The 18,411-nt window shown below is 69.3% G+C and carries 9 protein-coding genes; 4 read left to right on the top strand and 5 right to left on the bottom strand.

The window, feature by feature from the left end; all coding sequences use genetic code 11:
* Positions 1–741 precede the first annotated feature (741 nt).
* Positions 742–4,974 carry a LamG-like jellyroll fold domain-containing protein gene (locus AB0E67_RS26060; protein ID WP_362031019.1) on the top strand — a complete coding sequence of 1,411 codons (4,233 nt, stop codon included), beginning with the start codon at positions 742–744 and terminating at the stop codon, positions 4,972–4,974.
* Between the two features lie 65 nt (positions 4,975–5,039).
* On the opposite strand, the gene car is transcribed toward AB0E67_RS26060, so the two are convergent.
* The 3 genes from car to AB0E67_RS26045 form a co-directional block, all read right to left on the bottom strand.
* Positions 5,040–8,444: a carboxylic acid reductase gene (gene car / locus AB0E67_RS26055; RefSeq protein WP_362031017.1), complete on the bottom strand. Its 3,405-nt coding sequence runs from the start codon at positions 8,442–8,444 to the stop codon at positions 5,040–5,042.
* 220 nt (positions 8,445–8,664) lie between these two features.
* Positions 8,665–9,864, bottom strand: coding sequence for a cytochrome P450 (locus AB0E67_RS26050; RefSeq protein ID WP_362031015.1), 1,200 nt, complete (start codon positions 9,862–9,864; stop codon positions 8,665–8,667).
* Between the two features lie 259 nt (positions 9,865–10,123).
* Entirely contained in the window at positions 10,124–10,897 is a 774-nt protein-coding gene (locus AB0E67_RS26045) for an SDR family oxidoreductase (RefSeq protein WP_362031013.1), read from the bottom strand.
* 633 nt (positions 10,898–11,530) lie between these two features.
* Here AB0E67_RS26045 and AB0E67_RS26040 point away from each other — a divergent pair.
* Positions 11,531–12,619 (top strand): NADH:flavin oxidoreductase, encoded by a 1,089-nt coding sequence (locus AB0E67_RS26040; RefSeq protein WP_362031011.1) that lies wholly within the window; start codon positions 11,531–11,533, stop codon positions 12,617–12,619.
* A 114-nt stretch (positions 12,620–12,733) separates the two neighbouring features.
* On the opposite strand, the gene AB0E67_RS26035 is transcribed toward AB0E67_RS26040, so the two are convergent.
* Positions 12,734–13,663, bottom strand: a complete 930-nt coding sequence (locus AB0E67_RS26035) for a LysR family transcriptional regulator (RefSeq protein ID WP_362031009.1) — start codon at positions 13,661–13,663, stop codon at positions 12,734–12,736.
* A gap of 719 nt (positions 13,664–14,382) precedes the next feature.
* Complete coding sequence (locus tag AB0E67_RS26030; RefSeq protein WP_362031007.1) at positions 14,383–14,724, bottom strand: DUF6086 family protein; 342 nt, start codon at positions 14,722–14,724, stop codon at positions 14,383–14,385.
* Between AB0E67_RS26030 and AB0E67_RS26025 the strand changes: the two genes are divergently transcribed.
* Both AB0E67_RS26025 and AB0E67_RS26020 read left to right on the top strand, forming a co-directional pair.
* Positions 14,723–15,517 (top strand): class I SAM-dependent methyltransferase, encoded by a 795-nt coding sequence (locus tag AB0E67_RS26025; protein WP_362031005.1) that lies wholly within the window; start codon positions 14,723–14,725, stop codon positions 15,515–15,517. The two genes, AB0E67_RS26030 and AB0E67_RS26025, sit on opposite strands and share 2 nt — an antisense overlap.
* 441 nt (positions 15,518–15,958) lie before the next feature.
* Positions 15,959–18,391, top strand: a complete 2,433-nt coding sequence (locus AB0E67_RS26020; protein WP_362031003.1) for a SpoIIE family protein phosphatase — start codon at positions 15,959–15,961, stop codon at positions 18,389–18,391.
* The last annotated feature ends 20 nt before the right edge of the window (positions 18,392–18,411 follow it).

Below are 18,411 nucleotides of genomic sequence, written 5' to 3'. Positions count from 1 at the left end.
CCGAGTCGGCATCGACCGGAAGCTCGCTGTCCCCGGCTAACGATCCGCGGATCCCGAACTGCTGCACACCCACGGGCCAGGTGGCTTCGCCCCGCACAGATGACGGACAGGTTCGCCGACGCTGGACGGGCAACGCCATCAGCCGACACCACCGTCCGATGACCAACCCCACTCCGCCTCCAAGAAGATGAAGATCCGCCGAGAAGTGGGATCTTGAAGGACTCTATGTAGAGACCACGTGAATATCCAGAGGGATCTATCGCACCATCCTGGCGAAACGGAACAAGCACGGCGCATCTCAGGGCGCTTGACCGCACACGGATCGTGCGGCTGATACCGAAACCCTCAAGTCCGAAGTGCCCCAGAAGCAACGTGCGGCACACGCCACTGATGTGAGCAGCGGCTCTTCCAGGGCGTGCGCGGCCGGCCTCGCCATGACGAGACGTCACGTCTTGCTTTTCAAGCAGATGACCCGCTACTGAGAGGGCGGCTCAGCAGCCCCCACACAGGCGTCCGAGCTGGAGTCGACACCCCGGAAACCCAAGTGACGCGCCATCAAGCCATGCGTTCACACCTCGACCGAGCATGCCTGATGACGGCCCGTTTCGGACCACATGACGACCTTGACCCACACTCCAACAGCAGGTTGACTCTTCGCGTTTATGCACTTCCTGTGAGGTTGGGGTGGGATTGGTGAACAAGGTGCGAGTGCACCGTGGTACTCATGCATGGAGACGGGCGGTGGGACGGCACTGGGTTGAGCCCACGGTCCTCGCCTCCGCGCTGGCCGTCGCGCTGACGGTCGGTCTTGTGCCGATGGCACTGCCCGCGTCGGCCCAGCAGGTACGCGCTGTGCGGAGTAGTGACAACAGCCCTCCCGCAGCAGTGACGACTGACGAGGCCCTTGCCGAGGCGAAACGTTCCGGCAAGAGTGTCGAGATCACGTCGATGCGCGGAGAGAGCAGTGACGTGTACGCCACGCCCGATGGGAATCTGGAGGCACGGGAATTTCTCCGGCCGGTCCGGGCTCGGGTAGGCGAGCAGTGGAAGCCGGTGGACACACAACTGGCGAAGGCATCGGACGGTTCGGTCGCTCCGCAGGTGACCACTGTCGGTCTGAAGTTCTCCGGAGGCGGCGACGCGCCGCTCGTTCAAATGACCAAGGCCGGTCGTGAGTTGGCGCTTTCGTGGCCCGATCCGCTCCCCGTCCCGCAGTTGGACGGCGCAACGGCAACCTACCGGAACGTACTGCCGGATGTGGATCTGCGCATGGGAGCGCAGGAGGACGGCTTCACCCAGCTGCTGGTGGTCAAGTCGGCCGAGGCGGCAGCCAGCGAGGAACTGGCAGAAGTGCGGATGCGACTCGCCGCGGATGGCATGGATGTCCGGGCCACCACACAGGGCGGGCTCCAGGCCATCGACCACGGAGCCAGGAGTGCCGTGTTCGAAGCCCCTCAGCCTGTGATGTGGGACTCCAGCCTCAGCGAGAACGGGGCGGCGTCCCCTGGCCAACCGCAGTCGGCCCCTGCGGGAGCCATGGCCGACGATGAACCCGCACCCGGTGACTCGGCCAAGCTCGCTCCGGTGGGCGTCGCTGTTCCGGAGGGCGGCAAGGAGTTGGTGCTCACCCCGGACGCCGATGTCCTGAAAGGCAAGGGCACCACGTATCCGGTGTTCATCGATCCGCAGTGGTACTCCCCCAGGGCATCGGCCTGGACGATGGCATCGAAATACTGGGCGTCCTCGCCGCAATGGAAGTTCAACGGCAAGCCGGACGCCGGCATGGGGTACTGCAACTGGGCATACTGCCAGCCGAACGACACCAAGCGTCTCTTCTACCGCATCCCCACCTCGAAGTTCGCGGGCAAGTCGATCCTGTCGGCGGAGTTCGTGGTCCGCAATGTGTGGTCGGCGTCCTGCAGTGCGCGCGAGGTGCAGCTGTGGCGTACCAAGGACATCTCCTCGTCCACCACGTGGAACTCCCAGAACGCCGACGGTTTCTGGATCGAGCAGCTCAAGAAGGCATCGTTCGCGTACGGCTACGAAGGCTGCGCCGCCAAGGACGCTGAGTTCGATGTGAAGTCCGCGGTCCAACAGGCCGCGAACGGCAAGTGGGCGAACATGACATTCGGGCTCCGGGCCTCCAGCGAGACCGACGGATACGCCTGGAAGCGCTTCTCGGACAAGGCGTTCCTTCGGGTGAAGTACAACCGCCCGCCCTCACAGATCAAGATGTCACAGCTGACCATGGAGTACGGCGGCACGTGCAAGAAGCCTGCCAGCGCACCGCACGTACGCACGCTCGGCAAGATCTACGCGAACAGTGTGACCGACCCAGACGGTGACAACATCGCGGTGCAGTTCCAGGCCGACTGGGACGCGGGCGATGGGAAGGGCACGATCCCCCGGTGGAAGCCGGCACTGACGACGTACAAGAAGTCGGGGTCGAGCTTCTCGATCTCACTACCGTCTTCGGTACCGACGAACAAGACCGTGCACTGGTACGCACGATCGTACGACGGGGCGCAGTACTCGCCCTGGTCCTACGCCGGTGACGACCCCACCTCCTGCTACTTCGTCTACGACACCACGGTGCCGGCAGCCCCGGCGGTCTCATCCGGCGAGTATCCGGAGTCGGACCCGAGCGATCCGGAGGCTCCATGGTTCGACGGGGTGGGCAAATACGGCTCCTTCGAGTTGAAGGCTGCCGACGGCGATGTGACGAAGTACTGGTTCGGCGTCAACGGCGACCCCACGTCGAAGAACACCCTGGCAACCTCTTCTGGCGCTGCGAAGACCGCAAGGGTCCTGCCGGCGAAACCCGGGCTGAATTTCGTCACCGCCCAGGCATTCGACCAGTCGGGCAATGGCTCGGAGGTTCGGACCTATTGGTTCCGGGTCAAGGCCGGGCAGCCCGAGCGTGCCATGTGGCAGATGGACGAGGAAGCCGGGGTGGCCGAGGCGCGGGGCAGCGCCGGTGCACGCGTCGCCACTCTGCACGGCGGAGCCGCCACGGGTGCGGCGGGCAAGAAGGGCACGGCCCTGCACCTCGACGGCACGAGCGGCTACGCGGCGACCGACATCCCGACGGTCAACACCTCCATCGGCTTCAGCGTGTCGGCCTGGGTGAAACTCGACAAGATGCCCACCAAGGCCGCCGTCATCGCGGCCCAGCCGGGCAACTACTCTCCTGGCTTCGAGTTGTACTACTCCCTGGCCTATGACCGGTGGGTATTCAACCAGTACACCTCCGACAGTCCGGGAGCCTCCATCGCCCGCGCCATGGCCCCGCAGGCCGGCGGCGTGACCGCGAACGAGTGGACCCATCTGGTGGGTGTCTACAGCGGAGGCGCGAAGGAGCTCCAGCTCTACGTCAACGGGGCCCTGGTCGGCTCCACGCCGTACACCACCGCGTGGGACGCCCGCCGCGGTCTGCAGATCGGAGCCGGCAACCTCAACGGCAGGGTCACGAACTACTTCCCGGGCGCCATCGATGAGCTGCGCCTCTTCGACAAGCCGGTGAGCGCGACAGAGATCGGCCATCTGTACCGCGAGGAACCGATCGGCAACGGCCGTACTGCCCGCGCCGTGTTCCCGATGGACGAGCCGGAGGGCGCCACCGAGGTCGTCGGGTACGCCGACACCCAGCCATTGAAACTCGAAGGCGGTGCCCGACTCGGCGCACCGGGTGTCGCAGGGCGCGCGCTTGCCCTGAACGGCACCGATGCCTTCGCGCACACCACCGCGCCGCACTCCGACACCCAGCGTCCCTTCACGGTGTCGGCCTGGGCCAAACTCGACCGCATACCGGATCAGGCCGCCACGGTCGTCGCCCAACTGGGCAAGAACCGGCCGGGATTCGAGCTGTACTACTCGAAGACGTACAACCGCTGGGGCTTCACCCAGTACTCGGCCGACGTTCCGAACGCGACCCAGATCCGCGCCGTGCAGCCGGAGGGCACCACCGCACGGGTCGGAGACTGGGTGCATCTCGTCGGCGTTCACGATGCGGTGGCCCAGACTCTGACCTTGTACGTCAACGGAACCAAGGCCGCCAGCGTCGCGCAAACGAGTCCCTGGTACGCCGGTGGCAGGGTCCAGGTCGGCGCGCTGAGCATCGACGGCGGCAACCTCATCCAGTACTTCCCCGGCCAGATCGACGACGTGCGACTCTACGACCGGCCGGTGTCGGACGACGAGGTGCGCCAGATGTTCCAGCAGCGTCCTCTGGTCAGCGCGCGTTGGAAGCTGGACACGGCCGACGCCGGATCCACATCACCGGACGACTCCGGGCAGGCAGCGCCCATGTCCCTGCGGGACGGTGCTCAGATCGGTCTCGGGTACATGGACGGCGGGCTGGAGTTGAACGGCACGACCGGCTACGCGTCGACACCGGCGGTGCCGGTCGACACGAGCTCCAGCTTCACCGTCACCGCATGGGCCCAGGCGGCCTCCGTCCCCACCGCGAACGCCACGGTGGTGAGTGCGGAGGGTTCCGCACAGACCCCCTTCTCCATCCGCTTCGTCCCGGACCCCAATGAGCCCGAAGGACTCGGAACATGGGAGATCTCGCTGCCCGACAAGGACGGCACCGACGCGACGATCCGGCGCATGGCCAACAGTGAATTCAGCTATGTCACGGACTGGACCCACCTGGCCCTGGTCTACGACGGGTTCGCCAGACAGGCCCGCCTGTACGTCAACGGAATCCTCCAGGAGGTCGCCTGCGGCGATGGCGACGCCAACGGCAGCGCCTGCGAGGGCCTGATGGCCTGGGGCGACGACGTCCTGACCACGAAGGCCGCGAGATCCCTCCAGATCGGACGTACGAAGATCGGCGCCGTCGGAAGCGAGTACTTCCCCGGCTTGATCGACGACGTATGGGCCTTCCAGGGCGCCCTGAACGACAGCCAGGTCGAGCAAATGGCGGGTACGTGGTTCGACCTGCCCACCGAAGTCCCCGCCGGCAGCTGACGTCGCGGGGTGTGACCTCGCCCGTTGGCCGGTCCGGCGGAATCCCGGCGGACCGGCCGACGAAGTCAGCGGAGCAGGCCGAGGCCGCGCAGGTCGGTGACGTACTTGCGGATGAGGGCGGCCGACAGATGGGGGATGTCCTTGTCGGGGCCGATGCCGGCGGAGCGGACGGCGGCGTGGAAGCGTTCGGTCGGGAGTGCCGCACCGGGGGTGCCCTCGTCGGGGTGCGCGAAGGCGTGCAGCAGGGGCAGCAGCGAGTACTGGCGCTGCTTCTCCGGCAGGGCCCGCATCGCGGCCGTGACGCGGGCGAGCCATGTGTCGTAGTCGTCGATCCGCCGGATCGGGTGGCCGGACTCGATGAGCCAGTCGACGAAGGTGTCCAGCGAGATGCCGTCGTCGTGCGGGTTCAGCGCGTTGAAGGTGCGGTAGCCGTCGGAGGGCCGCGCGCCGAGTGCGGTGATCGCCTCGGCGGTGAAGTCGACCGGCAGACCGTCGTAGTGCGCGCGGGTGCCGGTCCGGTGGAACGAGGCCGGCGCGATGCCGGTGGCGACCAGGCTGAGCAGCAGCCGGGTGAACACGTCGGGCACGTTCAGCTGTCCCCGGTACCTGCTGTGCGCGAGGATCATGTCGGACCGGAACGTGGTGACCGGCAGGCCGCACAGTTCGTGCGCCTCCCGGAGCAGGACCTCCCCTGCCCATTTGCTGGTGGCGTACCCGTTGGCGTAGCTCTGGTCGAGGCTCCGCACCGGGCTGGTGACGCGGATGTCGGCGTCCTCGTCGAGGGTCGCGGCTCCGGCACCGGCCTGGACGGCGACGGTGGACACGTAGGTGAAGGGCTTGATCCGCGCGGTGAGCGCCAGCCGGATCAGTTCGGCCGTGCCGACGACGTTGGGCCCGAACAACTCCGGGTAGGGCAGTACGTGGTTGACCAGGGCGGCCGGGTGGACGATCCGGTCCACGGTGCTTGCCAGCCTGTCCCAGGTGTCCTGGTCCAGGCCCAGGCGCGGCTCGCCGATGTCTCCCGCGAGGACCTCCAGGGTTCCGTCGGCCAGTTCCCGGTATCGCCGCAGCAGTTCGGCGTCGCCGCTGTCGAAGGCCCCCTCCAGCCGTTTCGCCGCCGTGGCTGCGTCGCTGCCGCGTACGACGCAGATCAGCCGGCCGCCCGAGGGCCCCAGCCGCTCCAGCCATTCCAGGCAGAGGAACCGGCCGAGGTAGCCGCCGGCGCCGGTCAGCAGGACGGTCCGCGCGGTGCCGTCGCTGCGGGGCAGCGCCGGGGCGGCGGCGAGCGTCGGCGCGTCGATGAAGGCGTCCAGGGTGAGATCGCCCGCACGGACCTCGGAGCCGTTCTCGCCGTGCACCAGGGCGCATGTGGGGCGCTTCGTGCCGGACTCGCGTTCCGCCTCGATGTACCGCGCCACCCGTGCCAGGTCGTTGACGGGGCTGATCACCACCCCGACCGGAACCTCGACGCGGAAGATCTCCTTCATGAGCTGGCAGAAGGACAGCGCGGACAGGGAGTCCCCGCCCAGGTCGGTGAAGTGCGCGTCGGCACTCAGATCGGTGTCCGAACGGCCCAGCAGGGCCTGGGCTGCCTGGGCGACCGTTTCCGCCACCGGCTGGTCCGGCCCCGCCTGTCGCAGCTCGCGCAAGCGCTCGGCCTGCCCGTCGGCGAGCCGCGCGTACAGCCGCTCCAGCGCCTCGCCGTACCGTTCCCTGAGCCGGGGGCGCAGCAGTTTGTGGCTCTCGGCGAGCAGGCCGTTCTCGGCGCTGAAGGGTTCGGTCTCGATCAGGAAGTCGCGCGGGATCTCGTACGGGTTGAGCTCCGCCTCCCTGGCGGCGTCCTGGAGCGATGCGCTGAGCAGCGCCTTGAGCGACTCGACGTCCCCGCCGCTCCTGGCCAGTGCGGCCGGTGTGGGCACCACCACCGCGAGCAGGTGGGCGCGCTCGCTGTTGCCGTACACGAAGATCTGCTGGACGAGGGGGCTGCCGACGAAGACGGTCTCCAGGCGGGAGACGGCCACGAACTCGCCCTGGGACAGTTTCAGCGTGTCCTTGGTGCGGTCGACGTGGACGAGCCGGTCGGGGCCGAGTTCGGCGAAGACGTCGCCGGTCCGGTAGTAGCCGTCCTCGTCGAAGACCGCGGCGGTGACATCGGGGCGCTTGTAGTACCCGGGGATGATGGATTCGGTCTTGAGCAGCAGTTCCCCGCGCGGGTGGGGCACGTCCGTGCGGAAGTAGCCCAGCTCCGGGACGTCGACCAGCTTGTAGTCGATCACCGGTGGGCGCTGCACCACCGTGTCGAGCAGCACCCCGCCCGCTTCGGTGGAGCCGTACCCGGTGTACAGGTGGAGACCCAGGCAGGACTCGACGAAGGCGGCCACCTCGGCGGAGAGCGGGGCGGTCCCGCAGAACGCCTTGGTGACGCGCCCGCCCAGGAAGTTCTCACGGAGTTCGGTTCTGATCGCCGTCTCGACGTCGCCCGGCTCGCCCGCACGCCGGTCCAGTTCGCTCTGGTACTGCTGGAAGAGCATGTCGCACAGACGCGGGACCATGGTCAGTTCGGTGGGCCGGGTCAGCGCGATGTCCTCGAACAGGGTGGACAGGTCGCTCCTGGCGGTGAAGTGGCCGACACCGCCCCGGACGAGCGAGCCCATGAGCGCGTAGCGGCCCGCGAGGTGGCTCTGCGGCATGTAGAGGATGCTCACCGGGAGCACGTCCGACGCCCCGTAGCTGAACCCGTACCACGCGGTGCCGACCAGCCGCTGTGTGTACATGGCTCCCTTGGGGGTCCCGGTGCTGCCGGAGGTGTAAATGAGCAGGGCCAGCGGGTCGTCGCCCGGATCGGCGGTGAACAGGGGGGCGGGCGGGAGCCCGGTTCCCTTCGCGATCAGCGCGGCCAGCGTGTCCACGACCACCGGACTGCCCGCTTCGGCGAGACGGCGTCGGGCCGCCTCGAGGGCGTCGCGGTGGTCCGCGGCTTCGGGGCGGTGGTCGAACACGATCAGGCGCTCGACCGAGGTGTTCTCGAGCACGGCCTCGACGGCGATGCCGAGGCGCTCGGTGCTCGCCGCGAGGACGCGCGGCTCGGTCTCCGCGATGATCGGCATCAGCTGGGACAGCGGCGCGCTGGACTGCAGGGGCACGGCGACGACACCCACATGGATGCACGCGAGGTCGAGCGTCGCGTAGTCGGTACTGGTGAAGCCCAGGGTGCAGATGCGGTCGCCCGGGCTCAGCGGGTGGCGCGGGTCGTGGTACCACGTGCCGGCGACCGCCCGGACGCGTGCCCACAGCTCGCGGTAACTGATGGTGTCGAACCGCGGGAGAAGGCGCGCCGTCCCGGGTTCCCTGGCGCGTTCACCGAGGGCCGGGCGGTCCCCGTAGCCCTCCATGATGATCGCCATGACCTCGGCCAGTCCCTTGTCCGGATCATGCGCCGCAGCGGCGATCGTCTCCAGTGGTTCGGCCATGACCAGCCCTCCCGTAGCGTCCCTGTTGTGCCGGTGAGTGGTTCGTTACGAACGACCGGGGCACCGGAACGGAACGCCCGATCCAAGCATCCGGCGGCGCCTGACCCGACCCTGATCCCGGCCCTGGTCCCGGCTCCAGCTCCAGCTCCAGCTCCAGCTCCAGCTCCAGCTCCAGCTCCAGCGGACCGTCCGAGGCCGCGACCTCGACGCCGGTGCGACCTCACCAGCTGACCGGCAGTGTCTCCGCCCCGCGGATCAGACGCTCGGTCCGCCACGGCACCTCGTCGGCCGCTACCGCGAGGCGCAGGCCGGGCAGACGGGAGACGAGGGCTTCGAGAACGGTGCGCAGTTCCATCCTGGCCAGCTGCGCGCCGAGGCAGTGGTGCACGCCGTGCCCGAAGGTGACGTGCGGGACGCTCCCCCGGTGGAAGTCGATCTCACCGGGGCGGTCGAACACCTCGGGATCCCGGTTGGCCATACCCAGTTCGGCGACCACCGCGTCACCGGCGCACACGGTCTGCCCGCCCAGCTCCACCTCCTCGGTGGCGATGCGGGTGAAGCCGGCGGTGGCGCTGATCGGGACGATCCGGGAGAGTTCCTCGACTGCGTCGGGGATCAGCCCGGGATCGGCGACCAGTTCCCGCCAGAGATCGGGGTTGGTCAGCAGTGTGTAGACGAAGTTGCCGATCTGGTTGGCGGTGGCCTCCTGCCCGGCGGACAACAGGCTGACCCCGAGGCTGACCAGTTCCTCCTCGCGCAACGGGTCCTCCTCCTCGGCCTGCGCGGTGACCAGTTCGCCGAGCAGGTCACTGGTGGGGGTGGTGCGACGGAGCGCGACCAGACCGGCGAGGTAGTCGTTGAGGTGCTCGCGCGCCTGTGCGGACTGTTCCGGATCGGACAGCATCAGCAGACCGTCCACCCAGACGTTGAACCGGTCGCGGTCGGCGACGGGCACACCGAGCAGTTCGCAGATCACCGTGATCGGCAGCGGCCAGGTCAGCGCCTTGGTGAGGTCGGCGGGCGGTCCTGCGGCGATCATGTTGTCGAGCAGGCCGTCCACGATCCGCCGGACGTACGGGCGCAGCGCCTCGACGCGTCGTACGGTGAACGCGTTGGCCACCCGGCGCCGCAGCCGGCTGTGCTCCGGCGGGTCCATGCTCAGCATGGAGGTGCTGGGCAGCCCGGCGGAGACCGTGCGCGGCACGTGGTCGCCCACGGCGGCGGCGCGGCTGAACCGGGAGTCGGCCAGCACCGTCTTGACGTCCGCGTGCCGTGTGACGAGCCAGGCGTCGCCGCCGAAGGGAAGGCTCACACGGAGTACGGGCTGTTCGCCGCTCAGCTCGGCCAGCCGCGGATCCACTTCGAGCCGGTCGACCGGACCGAACGGATAGGGCCGGGCCCCGTCCCCTGTGGTGGTCATCGTGTCAGTCCTTCCAGTCCTGGCGGACGGTCACTCGTTCACAACATGAACAACTGCTCACTGACGCGGCTGCGGTTCCTGTGCTGCCCGGACCGCCGGTCCGTCGCCGCGGTCGGCGGGTCTGTCGGGCCTGCTGGGGTTCGGTGTGCGGACCGCCCGTGTCGGACGTGCTGGGGTTCGGTGCGCGGGGCCGCCGTGTCGGAGGTGCTGGGAATCGGTGCGCGGGGCCGCCGTGTCGGCGTCCGCACCGAGCCCCTGGTCACATGGCCGCGATCCGCCCGCCGTCGATGACGAGCGTGCTGCCGGTGATCCACGAGGCCCGGTCGGAGACCAGGAAGCCGACCGCCTCGGCGATGTCCTGCGACCGGCCGAGACGCCCCAGCGGAATCTCGTCCGCCCATGACACCTCGTCGCTGCCGAGGTAGTCGACGATCTGCTCGCGCGCCTCGTCCGCCCCCGGTGTCGCCACGTTCCCCAGGGAGACGGCGACGACGCGGATGCCCTGCGGCGCCAACTCGGCCGCGAGCCCCTTGTTGTAGGTCTCGAGCGCGGACTTGGCGGCGGCGTAGTGCAGGATCATCGGGTAGGACGCGATGGTGGCGATGGAAGAGACGTGCAGGACGACCCCGCCTCCGCTCTCACGCATGGACGGCACGAGCGCGCGGTTGAGCCGGACGGCGGCGAGGAAGTTGATGTCCATCGTGTACTGCCAGTCGTTCTCGATCTCCAGCGCGCTCTGGAGGGCCCGGCAGCCTCCCGCGTTGTTGACGACGATGTCGACCCCGCCGAGGTCTTCCAGCGCGGCGTCCGCGAACTGGCGTACGCCGCCGGGGGTGCTGAGGTCCGCCCTGACGAACTTGGCTGCGGACGGGGTGTGTTCGGTCGAGCTGCGGGCCGAGGTGACGACGGTTGCGCCCGCGTCGAGCAGGTTCTGCACGATCGCGGCGCCAATGCCGCGGCTGCCGCCGGTGACTACGGCTCGCTTGCCTTCCAGCTCGTTGGAGACCTGCGCGGTAGAGCGACTTCGGCTCACCCTTGGTTCCACCCCCTCGATTTCCTCGGAAACCTTGTGTCCGCGACACGAATCGGCGACAGAAGCAATTTCTCGGGCTGCGATTCGGAATGAGAGTTTTTGATCCGACTGATCATGGCGGCGCGGAATCACCGGGACCACTATCGGTGATCTCATTGACACGGTCAAGATGATTATTTCGATGCACTGGATCGCATCTTGCGATGCATCGAAGATGTCTGCGCCGGGTTGTTTCCACGCATGACATCGGGTGTCCACCCGATCGTTTCTTTCCGCGACACCCGGGCGACGAGGACGCATCGCCGGTCCCGGCTCCCCATCGCCGTTCTTCGTGGTCGGCAATCAAGACATCGGCGGGGCCGCCGCCGGGTGCGCACGAGGTGGCGCGCACGGGCCGCAAGAGCAAGGCACGAAGGGGATCCGCACAGTCCGGTGCGGGAAGGAAATGAGCCGCCGGAAGGTCCGCGCCGTCGCGGCCGTCTGGACACCGTGATCCCGCGTTGCGGATAATCGTGCGCCGTCGATGTGCGGCCGTCGCGTTTCGTACCGGCCGGAATTCCTTCGCCGGACCGGAAAAGAACAGGCGCACAACGGATGGTACGTACATGTGGTGCCGACAACTCGGGAGGAATAATGGCCAGCCTGGGCGAGCCGTTCGTCGTGGGTGATTTGACGGTCGCCAACCGGATCGTCATGGCCCCGATGACCAGAATGCTGTCCCCCGGCGGTGTGCCGGGCCAGGACGTGGCGGACTACTACGCCCGCCGCGCGGCCAACCAGGTCGGGCTGATCATCACCGAGGGCACCTACGTCGACCGCGCCGCCGCCGGCGCGTACGAGAACGTGCCCCACTTCTACGGCGAGCGGGCCCTCGACGGCTGGGCCCATGTCGTGCGACGGGTGCACCGGGCCGGGGGCAGGATCATTCCGCAGCTGTGGCACACCGGGGTCGTGCGCGCGGCGACCGAGCCGCCCGCCGAGGGCCCGTCCGGGCTCGGTCTGGACGGCGCCCCCGCCGGGAAGGCCATGACCCAGCAGGACATCGACGACACCGTGGCGGCATTCGCGCAGGCGGCCGTCGCCGCCGAGCGGCTCGGCTTCGACGGCGTCGAACTGCACGGCGCGCACGGCTACTTGATCGACGACTTCCTGTGGAGCGACACCAACCGGCGCACCGACCGCTACGGGGGCGACCCGGCCTCCCGCGCCCGTTTCGCCGCGGAGATCGTCCAGGCGGTCCGCGCGGTGGTCGGTCCGGGGTTCCCGGTCTTCTTCCGGCTCTCCCAGTGGAAGGTCAACCGGTACGACGCCCGGATCGCGGAAGGCCCGGACGAGTTGGCGCAGCTGCTCACTCCGCTGACCGACGCCGGTGTCGACGCGTTCCACGCCTCCACCCGCCGCTACTGGCAGCCCGAGTTCGACGGCAGTGGGCTCAACCTGGCCGGCTGGGTGCGCAAGCTCACCGGCAGGGCCACCGTCACGGTCGGCTCCGTCGGCCTGGACCGGCAGTACGGCGAAGGCGAATTCGCCCAGGGTTACACCCGGCAGGCCGGGCTGACCGGCATCGAGGAGCTGCTGGCCCGCCTGGAGCGCGACGAGTTCGACCTCGTCGCCGTGGGCAGGACGTTGCTGGCCAACCCGGACTGGGCGGCGAAGGCGCTCAGCGGAGAACTGTCCCTGACCGTCCCCTACGACCCCGCCGTGCTCAGGACGCTGGCCTGACGACGATCCCCGCGACGAGCGGGCCGCGCCGCACGGGCCACGACGGCCCGCCGCGGTGCCCGCCCCTCGTCGCTGCGGGGAGTGACGCGGCGGAGCGCGGCGAGGGCTTCCGGGTCACGCCGACGTACGCGCGGCGTAGCTGATCGCGACCGCCGATCTGAGGACGTCCAGGAAGGCTCTGCCGCGTCCGCTCATGATCAGGTCCGGCATCATGGCCACACCGAGGGACAGAGAAGGCAGGTCCCCGGCGATCTCGACCGCTCGCACCCTCCCGCCGTCCAAAGTCGTCATGTTCGACGTGCGTTGATACATCAACGCGAACCCGGAACCGGCGGCCACGAGCCCGCGCATCGTCTCGGGACCGGCTGTCGTCATCACACGCGGCATGGGAACACCGGCACCGGCGAACAACTTCTCGAAGTGCCGGAGCACGGTCGGGGCGTTCAGGGTGACGAGCGGCCGAGCGGCCAACTCGTCCAGGCCGATCGCGCCGGCCCGCCCCATCGGGTCGCCATCGGCCAGCAGGGCGTAAACGGGCAGGTCCACCAAGGGATGGAAGCTGGAATCGCCCGAGAGGAAGTCATAGGTCACGGCCAGTTCGCATCGACCGTCCTGCAGAAAACCCAACAGCCGGTCAGCGAATGCCTCGTGGGGGTTCAGTTGCAACTCCGCATGCCGCTCCCTGAGCATCCGATGGACCAGAGGAAGGAGGAACGGGGCGATCGAGAAGAAGAACCCGACGTCGAGCTGACCGGTGGTGTCACCCGCCAGGGCGTCGCCCCGGGCCTTCAGATTCCTCGCCTGGCCGAGCAGCGCGCGTGCCTCGCGCAGCAGGTGCCGGCCGCTCGGTGTGAGGGTGACCCCGCGGGCATGATGACGGAGAAGCAGTTGCACACCCAGTTGACGTTCCAGCCTCATCACAGCCGACGAGACCGTCGACTGCGACGCACACAGTTTCTCGGCCGCCTCCGATATGTTGCCGAGCTCGGCGGCCACGACGAAATACCGTAACTGGGTGAGGCTGAATCCCAGTCGGTCGTTCATCGCGCACGTCCGCAGGCGTGTCCCCGGTCTCCGACCGTCCGGTTCTCGCCCCGTCGGACGCTGTTCGGCAGGACGCCCGGGACGTCGGTGACCAACGACGGGCAGCACGCTCGCCGGTCCGGGATCCGGTGGGCCGGGGCGCAGGGCACCCTCTCGTCCCGCATCCGGAGCCGGCCCGTTCCGGTCACCGCTGCCGCGCCGGTGCGGCGCCCCCACCCGGCGGGGTGGACCGAGCGAACCGGGCGGGCGTCGGAGCCGCCGTCGCCCGCCGGGGACTCGCCCGCCCCAGAAGCGTTCTCCCCGCGCGAGGAGAGGATGCGAGCGCGACGGCCATCATGAGATTCTCCTCGGCTCCGGTGGGCGACGAGCAGACGGACTCCACTGCCGACAACAACCGGCAGCCCTTCACCGGCACGAACCGTTACAGGCTTGCGATCCTCGGACCATCGAAGCCTCGCTCACGCTCAGGGCCACCGTTCCACACCGCGCTTCCGGTCTCGCCCTCACCCCGAAAGAACCCCTCCACGATACGGCGGCCGCCGCACGGAGCACGCCCCGACATTTGGACAATCGTCAGGTGGCCGAAGGCTCGTCGGTGGAGCGCCCGAGCGCCCGGCCGGATCGGTGCGACGTACGCGGCGGCACTGGCCGGCGGGGCATATGTAGGCCCAACTCCCCCGCCTTCTCCCACGGTTCATTGACACGAGCTCCTGATTCGGTCAGGGCGGACCTCGTGGTGACGGCGAAAACCTGCACGTCCTTGCACGGGCCGCCCGGGTCGGCTTCGAGTTGTGTCGGGTCCCCCTGATTCCGGCGCGCTCCGCAAGCACGAGCACGGTGAAGCCCTCGCAGAGCGCGAGCAATACGGTGTGGTTCGTTCTCCGACGCCGTGCCAGCAGGGCGTGGACGATGCCTCGAAGGCGGCCAGGGCGATCTCGCACTCGTCGTTCTCCACCGGAACGACGCCACCGCCCGCGGACGCGGAGGCCCCCATCGGGAGGTTCACGGCGTATCGGGGACAATGGTCCCAGTGGAACGGCCGCACTCTCAAGGAGCTTCATGGACAAAGCAATCGACAAGGCGGCCTGGCGCTACGGACCTCTGGCCTCACTGGTCTACGAAATCGACAAGCCGATCGGGACGTCGTTCGGGGACGTCGAGTTCTACGCGGACCGGCTCCGGGGCGTGTCCGGCCCGATCCTGGAGCCTGCCGTGGGAACGGGCCGGATCCTGATCCCCCTGCTCGAACAGGGACTGACGGTGCGGGGCTACGACACCTCGCTCCCGATGCTGGAACAGTGCCGGGCCAACTGCGCGAAGCGCGGTCTGTCGGCCGATGTCTTCGAAGCCGACATGACCACGTACCGCGATCCCGGTTCCTGCGCGGCGATCGTGATTCCGACCGGGTCGTTTGCGTTGCTGTCCGACCGGTCCGGCGCGCTGGCCGCGCTGCGCGCCATGCACGAGAGCCTGGCCCCGGGCGGTCGGCTGATGGTCGATCTCGAACCGCCGTCCTTCACGACCGACCCCGGCACGGACCCCGTCCGGCACTGGTGGAACGACGAGCAACTGATCACCCTGACCACGTGGCACAAGGAAGTGGACCCGGTCGCCCAGCGTTCGACCCGCTGGCTGCGCTACGAGTCCTGGAAGGATGGGGCCCTGGAGCGGACAGAACTGCAGATCTTCTCCCTGCTCTGGTTCGGCCTCTCCGAGTTCACCGCGCTTCTGGAACAGGCCGGATTCACCACGGTCACGGCGCACGGCAACTATCGGGCGGGGGTCGCACCGACCGCCTCCGACGACGTGTGGACCTTCGAAGCCACTCGGGGAAGGCCGACGTGGCAGCCATGAATCCGGCGGCGGCGACAGCGGCCGTGGTGATCGCGATACGACGAAGCGTGCGTACTCCTTCTGCCATACACGCAGCGGGAGGAAGAGCTCGCACAAACCCTGCGCCCACTCGGGCCGTCGGCGGGCAGGGACACCCCAGCGCCGGACAAGGCCCACCCGTTCGCATACACGCCCTGCTCCGACCGCACATCGACCGGCCGCACGCGTCCTGCGCTCCCTTCGGAATCGCTGCCCGCCGACCACCGGCCCTCGCCCGTCATCCGTCGCTCATCACCCGCGACCCGCCACCCGTCGCCGGGCCTGCCTTCCACGCGGTCGGGCGGATCATGCGTGGTCCTCTCGCGCGAACGCCGCACCGATGGGCCCTGCGGCCACAGGCCGACGGGCCCATAATGGATGCGTCTCGCTTGTGTGGTGCCCCCACCTGCGACGAGGAGCGAAATGAGCGCCTCCGAGGATCGGCCGGGCGGTCGAGCATCCGCTTTGCCGCCCCTGTCGACCGCAGTGCTCGACAGGGGCGGCACGGTCCTGCGCTGGTCCCGTGCGGCGGCGGAGTTGCTGGGCCGTTCGAGTGAGGAGGTCTGCGGGCGTCCGGTCCGGGACCTGCTCGGAGACGTCCCCTGCGAGGCCCGGGAAGGCGCGCGGCTTCCCGGCGGGATCCCGGAGACGGGCGAGACGCGGCTGCGCCACCGGTCCGGCCGCACGATCGACGTCACCTTCCGGGTGACACCCCTGGACGGGGCGTCCGAGCTCGTGGTCGTGGCAGTCCCCACGCGTCGGCTCACGGACGTGGAGCAGGGCGTGTCCTTCCTGGAGAGCTTGTTCTGCCAGGACCGGATCGCGGTCAGCATCCACGACACCGACCTGAGGATCGTGCGGGCCAATCTCGCCTCGGAGGTGTTCGGCGCGCGGCCCGGACCGACACCCGACCGGCTGCGGGACGTGATGTCCACGCAGGACTCCGAGAGCGTCGAAGCATCCCTCCGCGAGGTGCTGGACACAGGTGTTCCCCTGGTGGGGAAGCACCAGCGGATGCGGTCGCCGCAGGGTGCCTGGCAGCGCCGGTCCCTTTCCCTGTCCGCATTCCGGATGGAGGACGCGACGGGCAGCCCGAGCGGCGCCGCCGCGGTGTTCACGGACTCCACGGAACAGGACCGGTCCCGCCGCCACGTGGAGTTGCTGCATCGGGCGGCGAAGCGCATCGGTACCTCCCTGGACGTCCTGCAGACCGCCCAGGACGTGCTGGACGCGCTGGTTCCCGCCCTCGGGGACGTGGGATGGGTGGAGCTCGCCGACGCCGTGTTCGACGGCGAGGAGCCGCCCAAACTGTTCGGCGCCGGACGGTGGCATCTGCGCCGGGCCGCGGTGGCGGCCGACCCCGGCCCCTGGCCCGCCGCACTGCTGCAACCCCTCGCGTCGTGCCCGCCACTGCCGGACGGCCTCATCATGCGAAACCTCCAGCGCGGCAGGACCGTCACCGGCGGGCTCGCCGAGTACCCCATGGGCCATGTCCCGGAGCTGGCACCGCTGTTCGTTCCCGAACACGGGCACTCGTTCGTGGCGTCGCCGCTCTTCGCGCGCGGGCTGGTGCTCGGTGTCGTCGCGATCTGGCGTGCCGAACAGCCGGATCCCTTCGACCAGGCAGAGGCGGACCTGCTGGAGGAGATCGCCACGCGGGCGGCCCTCGCCGTCGACAACGCCCGCCGGTACACGCACGAGCACCACGCGGCCGTCGCGCTCCAGCAGCGCCTGCTCCCCCGCGCCACCACCGACACCCCGGCGACCGAGACCGCGGGCCTCTACCGACCGGCGGGGGGCGGGGCGGAGATCAGCGGCGACTGGTTCGACGTCGTCCCGCTGCCGTCGTTGCGGACCGCCCTGGTCGTCGGCGACGTCGTCGGTCGCGGACTGCACGCCACGGCCATGATGGGCCGGCTGCGCACCGCCGTCCGCACCCTGGCCGACCTGGAGATCGACCCGGACGAACTGCTCACCCACCTCGACGACCTCGTGCGGCAGCTCGAGGACGAGGCTCCCCCGGGGCACCGGGACACCATCGGCGGCACCTGCCTGTACGCGGTCTACGACCCGGTCACCCGCTGCTGCACCCTGGCCAGCGCAGGGCATCCGCCACCCGTCCTGGTCCACCCCGACGGCACCACCGAGGTGCTGGAGCTGTCCCCCGGCCCGCCCCTCGGCGTCGGCGGCATGCCCTTCGAGGCCACCACGGTCGAGCTGGAGCCGGGAAGCGTCCTGGCCCTGTACACCGACGGTCTGATCGAACGCGGCGACCACGACCCCGCCCGCGGACAGCGGCGGTTGGTGAACGCCCTCGAATCGTTCTGCCGCCCAGACCGCCCCCTGGACGACCTCGGCCGGGACCTGCTCGCGGACATCAGCGAGGACCCGCCCGACGACGACATCGCCCTCCTCCTCGCCCGCGCCCGGGCCATCGCGCCGGAGAACACGGCGAGTTGGGAGTTCCCCACCGATCCCTCCGAGGTCGCCACCGCTCGGGAGACGGCCTCGCGGCAGCTCACCGCCTGGGGGCTCGACGAGCTGGCCTTCACCACCGAGCTGGTGGTCAGCGAGCTGGTCACCAACGCCATCCGCTACGCGGGCGGCCCGGTCGGGCTGCGGCTCATCCGGGAGAGCGTGCTGGTCTGCGAGGTCTCCGACCCGAGCAGCACCCAGCCCCGCCTGCGCCGGGCCCGGACCACGGACGAGGGCGGCCGCGGCCTGTTCCTCGTCGCTCAGCTCACCTCCCGTTGGGGAAGCCGCTACGGCCGGCGCGGGAAGACCATCTGGACCGAGCAGCCTCTCGACACGACGGCCGACGGCCTCACCGACCTGTCGCAGTCCGCGCTCTCCTGACATCGGACCGCTTCGCCGCA

It is taken from the genome of Streptomyces sp. NPDC032161 (genome assembly GCF_040636995.1).
Classification (GTDB): Bacteria; Actinomycetota; Actinomycetes; order Streptomycetales; family Streptomycetaceae; genus Streptomyces.
Note: the sequence above shows the minus strand (reverse complement) of the source record. Positions and strands in the feature narration are given on the sequence as shown.

Coding starts and splice junctions, on each gene's coding strand:
- car (WP_362031017.1), bottom strand. CDS start 8,444: ATGGCCGAACCACTGGAGACGATCGCCGCTGCGGCGCATGATCCGGAC.
- AB0E67_RS26050 (WP_362031015.1), bottom strand. CDS start 9,864: ATGACCACCACAGGGGACGGGGCCCGGCCCTATCCGTTCGGTCCGGTC.
- AB0E67_RS26040 (WP_362031011.1), top strand. CDS start 11,531: ATGGCCAGCCTGGGCGAGCCGTTCGTCGTGGGTGATTTGACGGTCGCC.
- AB0E67_RS26035 (WP_362031009.1), bottom strand. CDS start 13,663: ATGAACGACCGACTGGGATTCAGCCTCACCCAGTTACGGTATTTCGTC.
- AB0E67_RS26025 (WP_362031005.1), top strand. CDS start 14,723: ATGGACAAAGCAATCGACAAGGCGGCCTGGCGCTACGGACCTCTGGCC.
- AB0E67_RS26030 (WP_362031007.1), bottom strand. CDS start 14,724: ATGAAGCTCCTTGAGAGTGCGGCCGTTCCACTGGGACCATTGTCCCCG.
- AB0E67_RS26020 (WP_362031003.1), top strand. CDS start 15,959: ATGAGCGCCTCCGAGGATCGGCCGGGCGGTCGAGCATCCGCTTTGCCG.